Raw genomic sequence first — 17126 nt, 5'->3', positions numbered from 1 at the left:
CGCGGTTCTGCAGGTTCTACGGGTCCTACGGGTGGTCGATCCGGCAGAGGCAGAAGGGATGCCCTGCCGGATCGGCGTACACCCGGAAGTTTTCCTTGTCCTCCTGGTGCAGCGGCCGCGCGCCGAGCGCCAGCGCCTTCGCCTCCGCGACCTCCAGCTCCTCCCAGGTCGGCCCGGAGTCGAAGTCGAGATGGAGCTGCTGCGGCCGGTCCGCGCGCGGCCACTCCGGCGGGATGTAGTCCGTCACCCGCTGGAAGGCGAGCCGAGGCCCGTCCGGAATGTCGAGTACGACCCACTCGTCGTGGGCGACGTGAGGTGTGCCCCCGAGAATCCCGGCGTAGAACTCGGCGAGTGCGAGCGGGTCGGGGCAGTCGAGCACGGTGGAACGGAAACGTGCCACGGCGGTCATGGTGATCTCCCTGGTGTCGGCTGTGTCGGCTGTGTGGGCGGTGTCGGCGGTCTCAGCAGGCGCAGAGGCAGAACGGGTGGCCCGCCGGGTCGGCGTACACACGCCAAGCGCGCGAGTGATCGTCGGTGTCCAGCGGCGTCGCGCCCAGCGCCAGGACGTCCTTCTCGGCCGCGTCCAGGTCCGTGACGGTCAGGTCGAGATGGAACTGCTGCGAGCCGCCCTGCGCGGGCCACTCCGGCGGTGTGTGCCCGGGGGCCTCCTGGAACGCCAGCGTCCGCCCGCCCGGCAGTTTCAGGTCCACCCAGTCGCCGCCGTCCTCGTCCTCGACGGTGCCGCCCAGGATCCCGGCGTAGAACGCGGCGAGCGCGCGCGGATCGGGACAGTCCAGGACGACGGCACCCAGCTCGGCGATGGGGGTGGGGGTGGGGGTGGGGACGGTCATGACGGACTCCTTCGGGTTACCCATACATGCCGTTAGGAGGTAACGGTTACTGCATGCTCCCGCATAGGGGGTAACGTCGCAAGCATGAAGTGGTCGCAGCCATGAGTGAACGAGGTCCCGCCCCCGGCGACCTGGCCCTGATCGAGGCCCTGGTGAACACGCTGGACATCGAGGCGGGAGCCGACGCGCTCGACACGGAGGACGGCCGGACCCGCTTCGGAATCACCCAAATCACCCAGGGGGAGACGGAGGCGGCCCGCGAACTCCGCGAATCCCTGCGCGCCACCCTGCTGGCCCACGCGGGCCACCCCGCGCACCAGAACGTGACCCCGCTCGGTGAACTCCTCGCACGGGCCCCGCTGTTGATCGAACTCGACGCCCGCGACGGCTCCGCCCGCCTCACCCCCGCCGACGCGAACCCTCTGCTCTCCCGCGTGGCAGCCGCGATCGCCGGGTCCCTCGTCGCGGGCACCTGGCCCCGCCTCAAAGCCTGCGAGGCCCCGACCTGCCACTGGGCGTACTACGACCGCAGCCCGGCCGGCCGGGGCCGCTGGTGCTCGATGGCGGTCTGCGGTTCGCGCGCGAAGATGCGCCGCTACCGCGCCAAGTAGCCCTCACGGAAGGCGACTTGAGTGGTCCCGACGCCCAGGACGGCCCAGTGGTGCAGAATGCAGCCAGACGCCGGTCCGGCCGACTGAGCCTCGGCCGGACCGGCGTCGTCCGCCCGACCGTGCGTTATGCCGTGGGACGCCCCATCGCCCGGAACGTCCACCCCGCCTTGCGCCACAGCACCGGGTCGAGCGCGTTGCGCCCGTCCAGGACCACGCGGGCGCGTACGGCCTCGCCGAGGGTCGCCGGGTCCAGTTCGCGGAACTCGCGCCACTCCGTGAGGTGCAGGACGACATCGGCGCCGCGTACGGCCTCCACGGCGGTGTCGGCGTAGCCCAGGGTCGGGAACAGCCGTAGGGCGTTGGGCATGCCCTTCGGGTCGTAGACCGTGACCTGGCCGCCCTGGAGGTGGATCTGGCCGGCGACGTTCAGGGCGGGGGAGTCGCGTACGTCGTCGGAGTCCGGCTTGAAGGTCGCGCCGAGGACGGCGACGCGCTTGCCGAGGAAGGAGCCGCCGCCGAGGGCCTCGCGGGTCATCTCGACCATCTGGCCGCGGCGGCGCATGTTGATGGAGTCGATCTCGCGGAGGAAGGTCAGCGCCTGGTCGGCGCCCAGTTCACCGGCGCGGGCCATGAACGCCCGGATGTCCTTCGGGAGGCAGCCGCCGCCGAAGCCGATCCCGGCCCGCAGGAACTTCTTCCCGATCCGCTCGTCGTGCCCGATCGCCTCCGCCAGCTTCACGACATCGCCGTCCGCGGCCTCGCACACCTCGGCCATCGCGTTGATGAAGGAGATCTTCGTGGCGAGGAAGGAGTTCGCGGCCGTCTTCACCAGCTCGGCGGTCGGGAAGTCCGTCACGACGAACGGCGACCCGGCCGCGATCGGGGTGGCGTACACCTCGCGCAGCAGCTTCTCGGCCCGCTCGCTGCGGACGCCGACCACGATCCGGTCCGGATGCAGCGTGTCCTCGACGGCCAGCCCCTCGCGCAGGAACTCCGGGTTCCAGGCCAGCTCGGCATCCTCGCCGACGGGCGCGTGCGCGGCCAGATACGCGGCCAGCCGGTCCGCCGAGCCCACCGGCACGGTGGACTTGCCGACGACGAGCGCGGGGCGCGTGAGGTGCGGGGCGAGCAGCTCGAAGGCCCGGTCGACGTACGACATGTCGCAGGCGTACTCGCCGTGCTTCTGCGGGGTGTTCGTGCACATGAAGTGGACGTCGCCGAACTCCGCGACCTCGGCCCAGTCCATGGTGAAGCGCAGCCGCCCGGTGGAACCCTCGATCCCGGCGACGTGCTTGCGCAACAGTTCCTCAAGCCCCGGTTCGTACATCGGGACCTCACCCCGTTGGAGCATCTCGATCTTCTCGGGGACGACGTCCAGTCCCAGCACCTCGTAGCCCAGCTCGGCCATGGCCGCGGCGTGCGTGGCGCCCAGGTAGCCGGTGCCGATCACGGTGATCTTGAGGGCCATGAGTGCTCCAGAAGGGGTACGGGGGCGATGCGCGCCCGAGCATAACCGGCGCTCTCACCGGGCACCTTTCCCCCTGTCGCCAAGCTCACGTATCCCTCCCGTGGGCGGGCCCCTAAAATTTGGGTTACTTAACGGTAATTAGCACTGTGATCACAGCGTCCTTGGAGCGTGAGAGATCTTGGCCGGATCGGCTGACTTCGACCTGTACCGCCCGTCGGAGGAGCACGACATGCTCCGCGACGCGATCCGTTCACTGGCCGAGGCGAAGATCGCGCCGTACGCCGCCGTGGTGGACGAGGAGTCACGCTTCCCGCAGGAGGCCCTGGACGCCCTCGTCGCGAACGACCTGCACGCCGTCCACGTGCCCGAGGAGTACGGCGGCACCGGCGCGGACGCGCTGGCCACGGTGATCGTGATCGAGGAGGTGGCCCGCGTGTGCGCGTCCTCCTCCCTCATCCCGGCGGTGAACAAGCTGGGCTCGCTCCCGGTGATCCTCTCGGGTTCCGAGGACCTGAGGAAGCGCTACATGACCCCGCTCGCCAAGGGCGACGCGATGTTCTCGTACGCCCTCTCCGAGCCGGACGCCGGCTCCGACGCGGCCGGCATGAAGACGAAAGCGGTCCGCGACGGCGACCACTACGTCCTCAACGGCGTGAAGCGCTGGATCACCAACGCGGGCGTCTCCGAGTACTACACGGTGATGGCGGTGACGGACCCCGGGAAGCGCAGCAAGGGCATCTCCGCGTTCGTCGTCGAGAAGTCCGACGAGGGCGTCTCCTTCGGCGCCCCGGAGAAGAAGCTCGGCATCAAGGGCTCCCCGACCCGCGAGGTCTACCTCGACAACGTCCGCATCCCCGCCGACCGCATGATCGGCGCGGAGGGCACCGGCTTCGCCACCGCGATGAAGACCCTGGACCACACCCGCATCACCATCGCGGCCCAGGCCCTCGGCATCGCCCAGGGCGCCCTCGACTACGCCAAGGGCTACGTCAAGGAACGCAGGCAGTTCGGCAAGCCGATCGCCGACTTCCAGGGCATCCAGTTCATGCTCGCCGACATGGCCATGAAGATCGAGGCCGCCCGCGCCCTCACCTACCAGGCCGCCGCCGCATCCGAACGCGGCGACAAGAACCTCACCTTCCAGGGCGCCGCCGCCAAGTGCTTCGCCTCGGACGTCGCCATGGAGGTCACCGTCGACGCGGTCCAGCTCCTCGGCGGCTACGGCTACACCCGTGACTACCCGGTCGAACGCATGATGCGCGACGCCAAGATCACCCAGATCTACGAGGGCACCAACCAGGTCCAGCGCATCGTCATGGCCCGCAACCTGCCGTAGCCGACGAGCAGTTACGAGCGGTATCGAGGGCACCCCCGGTCTCCCGGCGGGTGCCCTCGCCGTCCCGTCGGGCATGCTGCGGCCATGACCGACCCGACCCAGCCCCAGACCCAGCCCCAGACCCAGCCCCAGACACAGACCCAGCCCCAGACGCAGACCGCCTTCGACACCGCCGAACGCACGATGTGGTCCGGCCGCGCCGACGCCTACGCGGCCAGCTTCGCCCGGCTCTGCGCACACCCCGTGGAGCGGCTCCTGGACGCCGCCGGCATCGAGACGGGGACGTACGTCCTCGACGCCGGCACCGGGACCGGTACGGCGGCCCTGGCCGCGCTGGCGCGGGGCGCGCGGGTGTGTGCCGTGGACGCCGATGCCGGGATGGTGTCGGCCGCGCGGGAAGCGGGGGTGGCGGCATGGGTCGCCGCACTGCCCCAACTGCCCTTCCCGGACGGCGAGTTCGATGCGGCCATAGGCAACTTCGTCGTCAACCACGTCGGCCGCCCCCGCGCCGCCCTCGCCGAACTGCGCCGCGTGCTGAAGCCGGGCGGCCGGGTCGCGCTGACCCTCTGGGGTGCGCGGAGGGGCGCAGGGCAGGAGCTGTTCGGGCGGGCGTTCGCGGCGGCGGGGGCCGTGATCCCCGCGGATCTGCCGCGGCTCGACCCTGCCGAGGACTTCGCGCGTACGACGGCCGGGTTCGCGGAGCTGCTCCGCGAGGCCGGCTTCACGGACGCCCGGGCCGACGAACTGGAGTGGGACCACCGCACGACCGTCGACGAGTGGTGGGGCGGACCCGCCGCCGGTGTCGCCACGGCCGGGCTCATCGTCACCTCGCAGGACGAGTGGACGGTTGTACGGATCAGGCGGGAGTACGAGCGGCTGGCCGGTGAATTCGCCGCAGGGGGAGACGAGTTGGCCCTGCCGCACATCGCCTTGGTGGCGTGCGGCAGGGCCTGACGACTACCAGTCGCCCGGTCTCTCAGTTGCCCGAGACCGTGACCTTCTGGTCGTTGTTCAGCTCGTTCACCAGCGTCTTGACCTTCGCCTTGTCCCAGACGAGGTTGCCGCCCGTGGAGCCGGAGATCGGCATGTTCATCGAGGTGCCGTCGCCGCCGCTGACGCCCTTCATCGCCCAGAACATGGAGGCGAGGTCCCAGAGCGACATGTCCTTGTCGACGCTCAGCGAGTCCAGGCCCGCGCCCAGCGTCGGGTAGAGCTTGAAGGGGTTCAGGAGGGTGCCCGGGGTCGCCACCTGGTGGGCCAGGGCCGACAGGAACTTCTGCTGGTTCTTCGTGCGCTGGAGGTCGGAGGCGGCGAACGCGTGCCGGGTACGGACGAAGGCCAGGGCCTCCTCACCGTTCAGCGTCTGCTTGCCCGCCTTGAAGTCGGCGCCCGAGTACGAGTCCTTGAAGCCCTTGTCGATGTCGATGGTGACCCCGCCGACCGCGTCCACGATGTCCGCGAAGCCGTTGAAGCCGATCTCGACGTAGTGGTCGATGTGCAGGCCCATGTTGTACTCGACGGTCCGGACCAGCAGCGTCGGCCCGTCCTCCGCGTACGCCGCGTTGAGCTTCTCCTGCCGACCCGTGTTCTGGTACGTCTTGCCGGAGCTGGATCCCACGTACGACGGGATCGTGACGTTCGAGTCGCGCGGCAGCGAGACCAGGGTGTCGCCGCTGTCGCCCACGTGCAGGATCATCATCGAGTCCGTGCGCTTGCCCGCGGCGGAACCGGTGTGCAGCTTCTTCTTCTCGGCGGCGGTCAGCCCCTCGCGGCTGTCGGACCCGACGATCAGGTAGTTCGTGCCGTCGCCCGCCTCCGGCCGGTCGATCACCTTCGACAGGTCGACGTCGCGGTTCAGCTTGGAGTCGGCCCAGAAGTAGGTCGCCACGGAGGTCACGACCAGCACGGTGACCAGGGTGATCGCGGTCCACTTGATACGACGGCGCCAGTTCGGCGGCCGGCGCGGGCCACGCCCGCCGTCCGGCCCCTGCGGTCCGCCCGGCCCGCCACCGCCGTAGACCTGGCCGGTGTTGTAGCCGTCGTACCCGTTGTTGTCGTAGCCGCCCTGGCCGTAGCCGTTCTGGCCCTCGTCATAGCCCTGGCCGTCCGTGTACGACGGCTGCGGCGGGACTCCGGCGCCGTACGGCGGGGCCTGCGGGCCGCGTCGTACCTGGCGCATCACACGTGCGCTCTCCGGCTGTGCGTTCGCGCTACCGCGTCCGTACTCGTTGCCGCGGTTGCCGCCGGACCATCCCTCGGGCCAATCGTTCATGGGGCCCAGTGTGCAGGTAGCTGCCATGTCGTTTACAAGGGTCGTAGGAAAATCAGGGCACTGCTGTTGCGAAGCCAACACAAAGTCCGCAGATGTCCACCCCGGCATAGGGTGGCGTCCATGACAGACCTGCCGGGCAAGCCGACGTCCGCCTCCCGGACCACCCTCAGCCACATCATGACGAACGCCGACACGAACCTGCTGGGCACGGTGCACGGCGGGGTCATCATGAAGCTGGTCGACGACGCGGCGGGCGCCGTCGCCGGGCGGCACAGCGGCGGACCGGCCGTCACCGCGTCGATGGACGAGATGGCGTTCCTGGAACCGGTCCGCGTCGGCGACCTCGTCCATGTGAAGGCCCAGGTCAACTGGACCGGGCGGAGCTCCATGGAGGTCGGCGTGCGGGTCATGGCCGAGCGGTGGAACGAGTCGACCCCGGCCACCCAGGTCGGCTCCGCGTACCTCGTCTTCGCCGCCGTCGACGCCGACGGCAAGCCCCGCGCGGTGCCGCCGGTCCTCCCGGAGACGGAGCGCGACGAGCGCCGCTACCAGGAGGCCCAGATCCGCCGCACCCACCGCCTGGCCCGCCGCCGCGCCATCATGGAACTGCGCGAGAAGCGGGCGGCGGAGGGACTCGATTTCTGAAATGTGACACTCGGCCCCCCGAGTGTCACATTTTCAGGAACACCCCACCTCGTCCCCGGTCACCACACCGAACTCGCCCTGCTGCACATCCGTCGCCCGCACCCGCGTGACCTGCTTGAAGTCACTCCCGGCGATCACCTTCAGCACCGGCCCCTGCCCCTTCACCGCGCGCAGCTCGCTCCCGGGCAGCGCCGCCGCGAGCGATTTCGCGGAACGGTCCCAGCGGGGGTCGTAGGCCACGACCGTCCGTCGTACGGCGTGATCGGCCGCGCTCGTCGGCTGGTGCGTCGTGCGGAAGCCGGTCGCCGCGAGCGCCGCGTCGACGCGCTTGCCGAGACCGCCCGCCGCCGTGCCGTTCTCCACCTGGACCTGGATCTGCTGCGGGGCCACGTCCACCTTCACGGCGTTGGCGTGCGCCGCCTTGTGCACGGTCAGGGGCTTGTCGTCGCGCAGGGCCTGGAAGAGCTTGGCCGCCTTCGGCTCGTCCCATTTCAGGGTGGAGCCGATGCCCTTCACGACGTATCCCATCTGCCCGATCGGGACGGTGGTGAACTCGGAGGAGGACGGGGAGAAGGTGCGCATCGCCCGCCCCAGGTCGAGGAGTTCATCGGTGCCGAAGCCCTTGTCCGCGCGGACCGAGCCGAGCACCGCGCGGGTCACGTCACGGAACTTCAGCGGGTTCAGCAGCACCCCGGAGGAGGTGGCCTGGTCGATCAGCGCCGCGAGGAAACGCTGCTGGCGCTTCATCCGGCCGAGGTCGGAGGCGCCGTCGACGTGCCGCGAGCGGACGTACTGCAGGGCCTGCCCGCCCATCAGGGTGTGCGAACCGGCGGGCAGATCGAGACCGGTGTACGAGTCCTTGAGCGGCTCGGCGGTGCAGATCTTCACGCCGCCCAGGACGTCGACCGTCTTCATGAAGCTGGTGAAGTCGACCTCCAGGTAGTGGTCGATCTTCACGTGGGTCATGGACTCGACCGTCCGGACGGTGAGGTTGGGGCCGCCCTCCGCGTACGCCGCGTTGAGCTTGATGGGGTGCGGGCCGTGGTGGTCGCCGGTGGTCTGGTCGACGTGCGGGGGCGTCTCGGCGTAGGAGTCGCGGGGGAGGCTGACGACGCTGGCGCGCTCCCGGTCCTCCGAGATGTGCACGATCATGATCGTGTCGGTGCAGTGGCAGGGCGCGCCGCCGAGGTGGTACTGGCGCCGCTCCTGCTCGGTGATCTTGTCGCGGCCGTCGGTGCCGACGAGCAGGACGTTCATGCCGTGGCCCGCGCGCGGGCGGTTCTTCATGTCCTTGAAGGGGTCGACGCGGGCGATGTCGGCGTCGAGGCTGGTGACCACCGCGTGCCCGATCCCGGCGGACGCGAGCACCACCACGGACAGCGTGGTCGCCGCCCGCATGGCCCAGCGCGGCTTCCTCTTCGGTCGTACGGGGGGCCGTGGGCGCCGCTGCGGTGGACGGGCGGCGGGCGAGCGGCGGGGCGGCGTGGGCATGGGGGACACCTCCGCGAGGGCCGTACGTGGGATCTTGAGCACCGTAGGCCGATACGATCTGATACGACGGCAGACGCCCGGGCGGGGCGCGTCCGTGTCCCCCGTTCGCGGTAACGTGAGCCCCCTATGAACGCCAAGCCCGACGTGCGACTCCCCGCCGTTTCTGTGATCATGCCCGTCCTCGACGAGGAGCGGCATCTGCGCGGAGCCGTCCAAGCGATCCTTGCTCAGGAGTACGACGGCGAGATGGAGGTCGTGATCGCCATCGGTCCCTCGAAGGACCGTACGGAGGAGATCGCGGCCGAGCTCGTCGCCGAAACCGCGTCTTCTGAGAACAAGCGCGTGCACACCGTCCCGAACCCGACCGGCCGCACGCCCGCCGCCCTCAACGCCGCGATCAAGGCATCCCGCCATCCGATCGTCGTCCGCGTCGACGGCCACGGCATCCTCTCGCCGAACTACATCGCCACCGCCGTACGGCTCCTGGAGGAGACCGGCGCGCAGAACGTCGGCGGCATCATGCACGCCGAGGGCGAGAACGCCTGGGAGGACGCGGTCGCCGCCGCGATGACCTCGAAGATCGGCGTGGGCAACGCGGCCTTCCACACGGGAGGGGAGGCGGGCTCCGCCGAGACGGTCTACCTCGGGGTGTTCCGTCGCGAGGCACTGGAGCAACAGGGCGGCTACAACGAGGAGTTCATCCGCGCCCAGGACTGGGAGCTGAACTTCCGCATCCGCGAGGCCGGCGGCCTGATCTGGTTCTCGCCCGAACTCCGGGTCTCGTACCGCCCCCGCCCGTCGGTGAAGGCCCTCGCCAAGCAGTACAAGGACTACGGCCGCTGGCGCCACGTCGTCGCCCGCTACCACGAGGGCTCCATCAACCTCCGCTACCTCGCCCCGCCGACGGCGGTCTGCGCGATCGCGGCGGGCATCGTGGTCGGCGCGGCACTGACGCCCTGGGCCTTCCTGATCCCCGCCGGCTACCTGGCCGCAATCACCCTCGGCTCCCTCCCCGCAGGCAAGGGCCTCTCCCTCAAGGCCCGCCTCCAGATCCCGGTAGCCCTCGCCACCATGCACATGTCCTGGGGCTACGGCTTCCTCACCAGCCCCAAGTCCCTTGCCCGCAGGGTGATCGCGTCCAGGCGGCCCGCGGTACTCAGCTCTACCAGCAGCTGAGTACCGCCACACCGACGACCCGGACTGCTACCAGACGTAGTTCGGGTCGACGTGCATGCACGCCGTCGTGTCCGAGCCGTTGAGGGCGTCCGCCGAGGTCGGGGTTTTGTCGTCCTCGGCCGGGGCCTTGTACTTGGTGCCGGTGGTCCAGTCCGCGCCGACGACCAGGGTGACGCCGGAGACGCTCGTGGACTTCTTCACCGCGCTCGTCGGGATGCCGAGGGCCTTGGCGACGCGTTGGGCGTCGCCCTCCAGGTCGGCGCTCGGGTAGCGGACGAGCGTCGTGGCCTGGCTGGGGGTCGTAGAGGAGTCGGCGACCGCCTCCTTGAAGCCCTTGTCGACGAGGAGTTGGGCGATCGAGGTGGCCCGGCCGCGGACCGCGCCCGTCGTGTCGGTGCGGGTGCCGTTCTCCACCTGTACGGCGATCTTGTCGTCGGCGGCGGCCGGGTCGGTGGACGTCTTCACCGGGGTCGTCTTCTTCTTGTCCTTGCCGTCCAGCGCGATGTCCTCACGGACCAGCCGGAACAACTGGTCGGCGTCGGTCGTCCTGGGCACCACCCGGCCGCTGCTGCCCGAGTACTCCCACGGCATCGTCGTCATGGTGATCCGGCCCGTCGGAACCTTCTTCAGCTCCTTGCTCAGGTCGTACAGCTTGGCCACGGTCCCGAGGCCGTTGTCGACCGTGAGCGACTTGGTGGCCGTCTCGGCGAGGCCGCGCAGCTTCGTCGGATTGCTCAGCGTGGCGTTCTCCCGCAACTGCCGGACCATCGAGTTCATGTACTGGTGCTGCGCCTTGGTCCGGGCGATGTCGGTGTCGTCCTCGAAGCCGTAGCGCGTCCGCAGCCACTGCAGGGCCTGCGTGCCCTTCACCGCAGTGGTGCCCTTCTTCAGCTTCAGGCCGGAGCCCTTGCCGGAGGAGGTGTGCGAGTAGATGTTGGCGTCCACACAGACCGGCACCCCGCCGATCGCGTCCGCCATCGACACCACACCCGCGAAGTCGACCATCATGAAGTGGTCGATGTGGATGTCGGTCAGCTTCTCCCAGGTCGCCACCGTGCACCCGGGGCCGCCGCGGCCCAGCGAGTCGTTCGTGATGACGTCCGTCTCGGCCGAGTACGTCTTGCCGGTGTCCGGATCCGTGCACTTGGGAATGTCCGTCAACGTGTCGCGCGGCATGCTCACGACCGACATGTTGCTGCGGTCCGCCGAGACGTGGAGCAGCATCTGGACGTCGGCACGGGCCGGGGTGTCGAACGTGTCCTTCGCGCCGCCGAGCTTCTGGTTCTCCGCGGAGTCCCGCGCGTCCGAACCGATCAGCAGGATGTTCAGCGGCTTCTGCCCGGCCGCGTTGGCCTGGGACTCGGCCGCCCGGTCCTTCTCGTCCCCGATGTTCAGGGGGTCTTTCTTTATGTTGTGGTTGAGGTGCTGGTAGTACAGGAATCCGGCGCCGGCCGTCCCGAGTATGACCAGCACGAGGACACTCGCCGACCAGCGCAACGCCCGTCGGCTACGGCCCTTGGGCCTGCCCCCGTCCGACGGCCCCTTCCCGTCCGACGATCCCTTCCCGGTCGCTGGTCTCTTCCCGTCCGCCGGCGTGAGCGACATCGTGTCCTCAACCGCCGGCACCTCCCCACGCACGCTGCTCCGAGTCAAGTCCCCACCCCTCCACGACGCGCCCTGACGCACGGGTCCGCCCCGCGCCCCGTTAGACGCGGAACGGACCCGTGTGGTCACTTACTTGGCGCACTCAACCTTGTCCGCCGTGGACTTCTGGACCCCCTCCGGCGTCGACCCCGCGGTCGAGGTGAGCGGGACGCCGGCTCCCTTGAAGTCCTTGCCCAGGGTCAGCGTCATCGCCGGCAGTCCCTGGGAGTTCTGCACACTCTTGCCCGGCTTCATCGCGGACCCCGAGAGGCCCATGATGGCGGCGAGCCGTCGAGCCTGGTCCGCCTGGTCGGGTGCGTACTCAAGGGTCGTCTTCGCGAGCGCCGCCGGAGCGTTGCCCGCGTTCTCGGACTTGAGTACGCCCTCATCATTCTGCAGCCACGTAAGAGTTTCCTGTGCGCTGCCGGCGACGGCCCCTCCGTTGAGGATCCGCACCCGCACCGCGGAGGCGGCGGACTTGGTGCCCTTGAGCCGGGCGGCCACGGCGGCCTTCTCCTTCGCCGCCTCCTTCTTGACCGCGGTGAAGGAGGTGTCGCTCTTGATCAGGGAGAAGACCTGCGGGGCGGTCGTGCTGTTGAGGACGACCGTCACCGGGGTCTTCTCCGCCGGGTTGTCGACGACCGGCACGGTGGTGAAGGTCAGGTTCTTCGGGTTGAGCTTGCCCAGCTCCAGACCGAGGTCCTTCAGCTTGCCGATGGAGTCGAGGTTGTCGTCGACGGTCAGCGCCTTGGTGCCGGCCTCGGCCAGCTTCAGCATCTTCCCGGGGTTGGTGAGCGTGGAGTTGGACTTCAGCTTCCGCATCAGCGCGCTGAGGAACTGCTGCTGCAGCGTGATCCGGCTGAGGTCACCGCCGAAGCCGACCGAGTGCCGGGTCCGCACGAAGGCCAGCGCCTGCTCGCCCGAGAGGTTGTGCGTGCCCTTGGACAGCTTCAGATGCGAGTCGGCGTCGTCGATGTTCTTGGCCAGACAGACCTCGACCCCGCCGACCGCGTCCGTCAGATTCTTCACGGCGTTGAAGTCGGCCACCATGAAGTCGTCGGGCTGGATCCCGGTCAGCTCGGTGACCGTCCGCACGGTGCAGCTCGCCGTACGGCCGTCCTGGCCGAGGCTGGTGTTGAAACGGACGCTCGTCGTGCCCGGGATGACCTTGGTCGTGCCGTCCGACTGCGCCGTCTGGCAGTCCGGGACGTCGGTGATCAGGTCACGGGGGATGCTCAGCGCGGTCGCGTTCGAGCGGTCCTTGGACACGTGCAGCAGGATCGTGGTGTCCGCGTGGCCGACGCTCCCGGCGTCGCCGTAGCCCTCGTTGCCCGAGCCCGTGCGCTTGTCGGTGCCGATGACCAGCAGGTTGATGGCCTTGCCCTTGCTGAAGCCGCCGGTGCTGGCGCCGTCGTCGGAGACGGCCGTGATGTTGTCGTTGAGGTGCTTGATGTAGAGATACCCGGCCGCGGAGACGGCGACCAGCACGAAGGCCAGACCGCCGCCGGTCCACATCAGGATCTTCTTGCCCTTGGCCTTCTTCTTCACCGGCCGGCGCCCGCGCCGCCCCGGTGGCTCCTCGGGCGCGCCCCGCCGTCTGCGCGGCGGCGGCACCTCACGCCCGGGACTCTTCGGGACCGTCTCCCGCTCCGGCGCCGCCACACTGCGGTTCTGCGCAGTGGCTCTACGGGGCCCCGGCACCGCTGACTGCGGTGTGGAAGGAGTCAGTCGCAGTTCGTATTCACCAGTGTTCGGATTGAGTACCCACTGGTCTGCGGGGTCGATGTCGCCCGCCCGCCCACGGCCTTGCGCGTCCACGGTTTACCGAATCCTCCGTCGGGGCCACGCGGCGCCTTCCCCCTCCAGGCGCTCGGGTCTCGTTCATCCGGTGCGCAAGCACACGGCACACCGGATCGCTCACACTATCCGTCCAGTTGAGCGTCAAGTGACTGCGGTGACAAATTCCACGTCCCTACAACCGGTCAATCCGTCCTATTTTTCGGAACAAAAGTTCGTCTGCTTGGCGATCGCTTTACCCGCAGGTGTCCTCGGCGGCGGTGTTACCGCGAAACGTGGGCGCGGGCGAGACCCCCGAACCGGGCGCCGTATTACGGGAGTTTGCGACAGAATCCTGCGGAACTTCCTCCGCCACCGCGACGGTCGCGTCCGCCCGGAGCCGGGCGAACAGCTTTTCGGCCTCGGGCTCCACGAGCTGGTCGCGATTCGCGTTGTAAATGTACGACTCCCGCGGAACGGTGAGGAATTGCACATGTTCGGTGGGGATGTTCCGCAGTCCGCGCACCAGTTCGTACAAACCGCGCAGATTCGCCAATTCCGGATCGGTGGTGAGCGACGAGGTGGCCGCGTCCAGCACCGGATACAACTTCACCGGATTGAACAGCACATCGTCGCTCTGCACCTTGTTGACGAGCGCCCCCAGAAACCCCTGCTGACGGTCCATCCGATCGGTGTCACTACCGTTCCCGAGCGACTTCCGGGCCCGCACGTACCCGAGCGCCTGCTCCCCGTCGAGCGTGACCCTGCCCGCGGGCAGCCTCAACTTCGCGGCCTTGTCACGAATAGGACGCTTCAGACAGACCTGCACCCCGTCCACGGCATCGACCATGTCCTTGAACCCATGGAAGTCCACCACCATGTGATGGTCGATCCGCACGTTCGTCAGCTTCTCCACGGTCCGGATCGTGCACCCCGAACCCCCCACCTGGAACGCGTAGTTGAACATCGCGAACATCGGCTCGGTCCGCGTCCCGTCCGGCCGCAGACACCCCGGAACGTCCACCATCAGGTCCCGCGGCAACGACACGGCGGTCGCGCTGCGCCGGTCGGCCGCCAGATGCAACAGGATCGTCGTGTCCGACCGCTCGGTCCCCGAGTCCCGCCCGTACTCCGCGTTCCCGTCCCCCGACCGCGAGTCGGACCCGATCAGCAGAATGTTCTGCGCCCCCTTCACGAGGGCGGTGGGCCGCTCCTTCTCGTACCGGGCGAGCTCGGCGGCGGCGGCGTTGTCGGGCGTGATGTTGGCGTCCAGCTTCGCGTAGACCCCCCACCCGACCCCGGCGGCCCCTACGACGACCACTCCCACCCCGGCCCCGACCCACCGCACCCACCGCCGACGCCGCCGCCGTATGAGCCCCGCCCCGGAAGCGGAAGCCCCCGCACCCGGCCCGAGAACGCCTCCTACGGTGTCGTCGAACACGTGCGGTTCCACCCCTCATGGCCGAGTAAGAGCGCGTGGTCCTGCGTGCGGTTCTGCTCTTACGACCATGGCGTGGATGGGGTGGGGGAGGCGGGCGGTGGGGGTCCATTCGGGTGACTGGTGCTTTTCTGCTTTTAGGGGCGCGGGGAACGGCGCGACCAGCCCCCACCGGCCGCAACTCGCCAGACAACCCTCGCCACCCCCTTCAGAGGCGCGAAACGGTCACCCGCTCACTCTCAACCCGCTTGGCCAACGACTCCTCGCTCAACTCCGCCAGATTCCGACACAGGACCACGGACCCTCCGGAGGCAAGCGGCGCATACAACCCCACGCTCAACCCCTCCCACGAGTCGTACGGGAGCCCAGACAACACCCGAGCCCCCGCATCCCCCTCGGCAAGGGCCCGCTCAACAACCTGCGCCCCGGTCAACTCCACCCCACCCACGACCAGCGCGGGCTCCCCAGGATCAACCGGCGAGAACGCCACGAACCGATCCCCCTGCCCCGGCACCTCAACGGCATAGTCGACAAACCCGGCCGGAGTCTGCGGAAACCGCCCCCCGAGCGGCCGCAAGGCAAGAGCGACCCGCTCCCCACCACACGCCCGAGCCGCTTCCAAGGACTCCGGCCCGCTGACCACCACATCGGCCCCGGAGGGATCGCCCCCCACGTCAGCGACCACCCCCACAGACGAACACGCCAGCAACCACACCGCCGTCTGCCAGTGCGCCGGCAACAACACCGAGACCCGATCACCGGGCCCGGCACCGAGATCCCCCTGAAGGAGATTCGCGGTCTTGGCCACCCAATTGGCGAAGGTGGCCACGGACAATTCGACACGTTCCCCCGTGGCGTCGTCGTAGAAGGTCACCAGGGGGCGGCCAGGATCCGCGGCGAGCGCGGAACGCAGCAGGTCGGCAGGGGTGCGATCGGTGGCGTTCACCCGCGCAAGCGTACGCGGGCGCCCACCGCCGCACGCCCCCGCGTCCGGCGCCGGACCACCGGTTCGGACGAACGGCAGCCGACGGTCCGTCAATTCCCGGATGGGCGGATATGTATGGCTATGTTCAGAATCAGGGGCATGCGTGGATTCCTTGCTTCCTCGATCGGCGTCACCTGCGCGGCCGCACTGGCCCTCCCGCTCACCCTGCCCGCGGCCGCGGCGCCGGCGCCGGCATCGGCGGCGTGGTCGACGAGCGGCGCGAGAACCGCGTCGACGACCGCCGCACCGGACCTCCCCGGCAGCACCCAGTCGCTGCCCCTCACCCCCCGTACCCGCGACCGCACCCTGGGCGCGGCCCCCGAACAGGGCCTGACCCGCGCCGACGTCCACCGTTTCTCCCTCGTCGGCGTCACCTGGTCCGACCCCGACACCGAACTGCGCGGCCAGGTCCAGGTCCGCACCCGGGCCACCGGCACCGGCGCGTGGTCCGGCTGGCAGGACGTCGACACCCACAACGAGGACCACGGCGCCGACCCCGGCACCGCCGAACGCGACTCGGGCCACGTCCACGGCTCCACGGCCCCGCTGTGGGTGGGCGACTCGGACGGAGTGGACGTACGCGTCAGAGCGAACACCGCGGCGACACGGACCGTAGGAAACACCGACGAACAGCCGTCCCTCCTCCCCACCGGCCTGCACCTGGAACTGGTGGACCCGGGCGCGGCACAAGCCCCGTCCGCGGGCGCTCGCCCCGCGACCGCCAACCGCACCGCCACCCCCCGCCTCGCCGCCACCGAGCTTCCGGCGCTGAGCAGGCAGGCCACGGAACGGGACATGGTCGCCCTGGGCGCCAAGGCGCAGCCGTACATCGGCCCGCGCCCGCGGATCGTCACCCGGCACGGCTGGGGTGCCGACGAGAAGCTGCGGGAGAAGGGGTTCGTGTACACGAAGAAGGTCAAGGCGGCCTTCGTGCACCACACCGCGACCGGCAACAACTACCGCTGCTCGCAAGCGCCTTCCGTCATTCGCGGTATCTACCGCTACCACGTCAAGAGCAGTGGCTGGCGCGACATCGGCTACAACTTCCTCGTCGACAAGTGCGGGACCATCTACGAGGGCCGCGCCGGGGGAGTCGCGAAGGCGGTCATGGGAGCCCACACCCTCGGTTTCAACACCGACAGCATGGGGATCGCGGTCCTCGGAACCTTCGGCAGCGCCAAACCGTCCTCGGCGGCAGTGACCGCCATCGCCAAGCTCACCGCATGGAAGCTCGGGCTCTACGGGGTCAATCCGCGCGGCAAGACATACCTGAAGTCCGGTGGTGGCAATCTCTACCGAAAAGGAAAGAACGTACGACTCAACGTGATCTCCGGCCATCGGGACGGGTTCGCCACGGAGTGCCCAGGACGGCAGCTCTACGGCAAGCTCGGCTCGGCCCGTTCCACGTCGGCCCGGTACCAGGGCCGCTGACA

General features: G+C 69.4%; 16 protein-coding genes. 7 read left to right on the top strand and 9 right to left on the bottom strand.

Features of this window, described 5'->3' with window-relative positions; all coding sequences use genetic code 11:
- Positions 1–25 precede the first annotated feature (25 nt).
- Together OG407_RS21665 and OG407_RS21660 are read right to left on the bottom strand one after the other, a co-directional pair.
- A complete protein-coding gene (locus OG407_RS21665; RefSeq protein WP_403603396.1) occupies positions 26–409 on the bottom strand; it encodes a VOC family protein in 384 nt (127 codons plus the stop codon).
- A 52-nt stretch (positions 410–461) separates the two neighbouring features.
- Positions 462–851, bottom strand: a complete 390-nt coding sequence (locus OG407_RS21660; RefSeq protein WP_405860352.1) for a VOC family protein — start codon at positions 849–851, stop codon at positions 462–464.
- Between the two features lie 101 nt (positions 852–952).
- On the opposite strand from OG407_RS21660, the gene OG407_RS21655 reads away from it, so the two are divergent.
- The gene (locus OG407_RS21655) at positions 953–1462 is read left to right on the top strand and encodes a CGNR zinc finger domain-containing protein (RefSeq protein ID WP_405860350.1); all 510 of its coding nucleotides are present in this window, start codon (positions 953–955) and stop codon (positions 1460–1462) included.
- A gap of 124 nt (positions 1463–1586) precedes the next feature.
- On the opposite strand, the gene OG407_RS21650 is transcribed toward OG407_RS21655, so the two are convergent.
- On the bottom strand, positions 1587–2930 hold the full coding sequence (locus OG407_RS21650; protein WP_405860348.1) for a UDP-glucose dehydrogenase family protein: 1344 nt from the start codon (positions 2928–2930) through the stop codon (positions 1587–1589).
- 178 nt (positions 2931–3108) lie between these two features.
- On the opposite strand from OG407_RS21650, the gene OG407_RS21645 reads away from it, so the two are divergent.
- The gene (locus tag OG407_RS21645; protein ID WP_405860346.1) at positions 3109–4266 is read left to right on the top strand and encodes an acyl-CoA dehydrogenase; all 1158 of its coding nucleotides are present in this window, start codon (positions 3109–3111) and stop codon (positions 4264–4266) included.
- A 183-nt stretch (positions 4267–4449) separates the two neighbouring features.
- On the top strand, positions 4450–5220 hold the full coding sequence (locus OG407_RS21640) for a class I SAM-dependent methyltransferase (RefSeq protein ID WP_405868527.1): 771 nt from the start codon (positions 4450–4452) through the stop codon (positions 5218–5220).
- 22 nt (positions 5221–5242) lie between these two features.
- On the opposite strand, the gene OG407_RS21635 is transcribed toward OG407_RS21640, so the two are convergent.
- The gene (locus OG407_RS21635; RefSeq protein WP_403603372.1) at positions 5243–6538 is read right to left on the bottom strand and encodes an LCP family protein; all 1296 of its coding nucleotides are present in this window, start codon (positions 6536–6538) and stop codon (positions 5243–5245) included.
- 120 nt (positions 6539–6658) lie between these two features.
- Here OG407_RS21635 and OG407_RS21630 point away from each other — a divergent pair, with 120 nt between their 5' ends.
- A complete protein-coding gene (locus tag OG407_RS21630; protein WP_328682873.1) occupies positions 6659–7183 on the top strand; it encodes an acyl-CoA thioesterase in 525 nt (174 codons plus the stop codon).
- A gap of 33 nt (positions 7184–7216) precedes the next feature.
- On the opposite strand, the gene OG407_RS21625 is transcribed toward OG407_RS21630, so the two are convergent.
- Positions 7217–8674 (bottom strand): LCP family protein, encoded by a 1458-nt coding sequence (locus tag OG407_RS21625; protein WP_403603370.1) that lies wholly within the window; start codon positions 8672–8674, stop codon positions 7217–7219.
- Positions 8675–8800: 126 nt separating this feature from the next.
- Between OG407_RS21625 and OG407_RS21620 the strand changes: the two genes are divergently transcribed.
- Positions 8801–9850, top strand: a complete 1050-nt coding sequence (locus OG407_RS21620; RefSeq protein ID WP_405860343.1) for a glycosyltransferase family 2 protein — start codon at positions 8801–8803, stop codon at positions 9848–9850.
- A gap of 27 nt (positions 9851–9877) precedes the next feature.
- On the opposite strand, the gene OG407_RS21615 is transcribed toward OG407_RS21620, so the two are convergent.
- The gene (locus OG407_RS21615; protein WP_405860341.1) at positions 9878–11323 is read right to left on the bottom strand and encodes an LCP family protein; all 1446 of its coding nucleotides are present in this window, start codon (positions 11321–11323) and stop codon (positions 9878–9880) included.
- Here OG407_RS21615 and OG407_RS21610 point away from each other — a divergent pair.
- Positions 11313–11531 carry a hypothetical protein gene (locus tag OG407_RS21610; protein ID WP_405860339.1) on the top strand — a complete coding sequence of 73 codons (219 nt, stop codon included), beginning with the start codon at positions 11313–11315 and terminating at the stop codon, positions 11529–11531. The genes OG407_RS21615 and OG407_RS21610 overlap by 11 nt on opposite strands.
- 53 nt (positions 11532–11584) lie before the next feature.
- On the opposite strand, the gene OG407_RS21605 is transcribed toward OG407_RS21610, so the two are convergent.
- The 3 genes from OG407_RS21605 to OG407_RS21595 all read right to left on the bottom strand — a co-directional run bounded on the left by OG407_RS21605 (position 11585) and on the right by OG407_RS21595 (position 15654).
- Positions 11585–13312, bottom strand: a complete 1728-nt coding sequence (locus OG407_RS21605) for an LCP family protein (protein ID WP_405860337.1) — start codon at positions 13310–13312, stop codon at positions 11585–11587.
- 214 nt (positions 13313–13526) lie between these two features.
- Positions 13527–14711 carry an LCP family protein gene (locus tag OG407_RS21600; protein WP_405860335.1) on the bottom strand — a complete coding sequence of 395 codons (1185 nt, stop codon included), beginning with the start codon at positions 14709–14711 and terminating at the stop codon, positions 13527–13529.
- A gap of 205 nt (positions 14712–14916) precedes the next feature.
- Positions 14917–15654: a TIGR03089 family protein gene (locus OG407_RS21595; RefSeq protein ID WP_405860333.1), complete on the bottom strand. Its 738-nt coding sequence runs from the start codon at positions 15652–15654 to the stop codon at positions 14917–14919.
- 138 nt (positions 15655–15792) lie between these two features.
- Here OG407_RS21595 and OG407_RS21590 point away from each other — a divergent pair, with 138 nt between their 5' ends.
- Complete coding sequence (locus OG407_RS21590; RefSeq protein WP_405860332.1) at positions 15793–17124, top strand: peptidoglycan recognition protein; 1332 nt, start codon at positions 15793–15795, stop codon at positions 17122–17124.
- Positions 17125–17126 lie beyond the last annotated feature (2 nt).

The organism is Streptomyces sp. NBC_01515 (assembly GCF_045040345.1).
Classification (GTDB): domain Bacteria; phylum Actinomycetota; class Actinomycetes; order Streptomycetales; family Streptomycetaceae; genus Streptomyces.
Note: the sequence above shows the minus strand (reverse complement) of the source record. Positions and strands in the feature narration are given on the sequence as shown.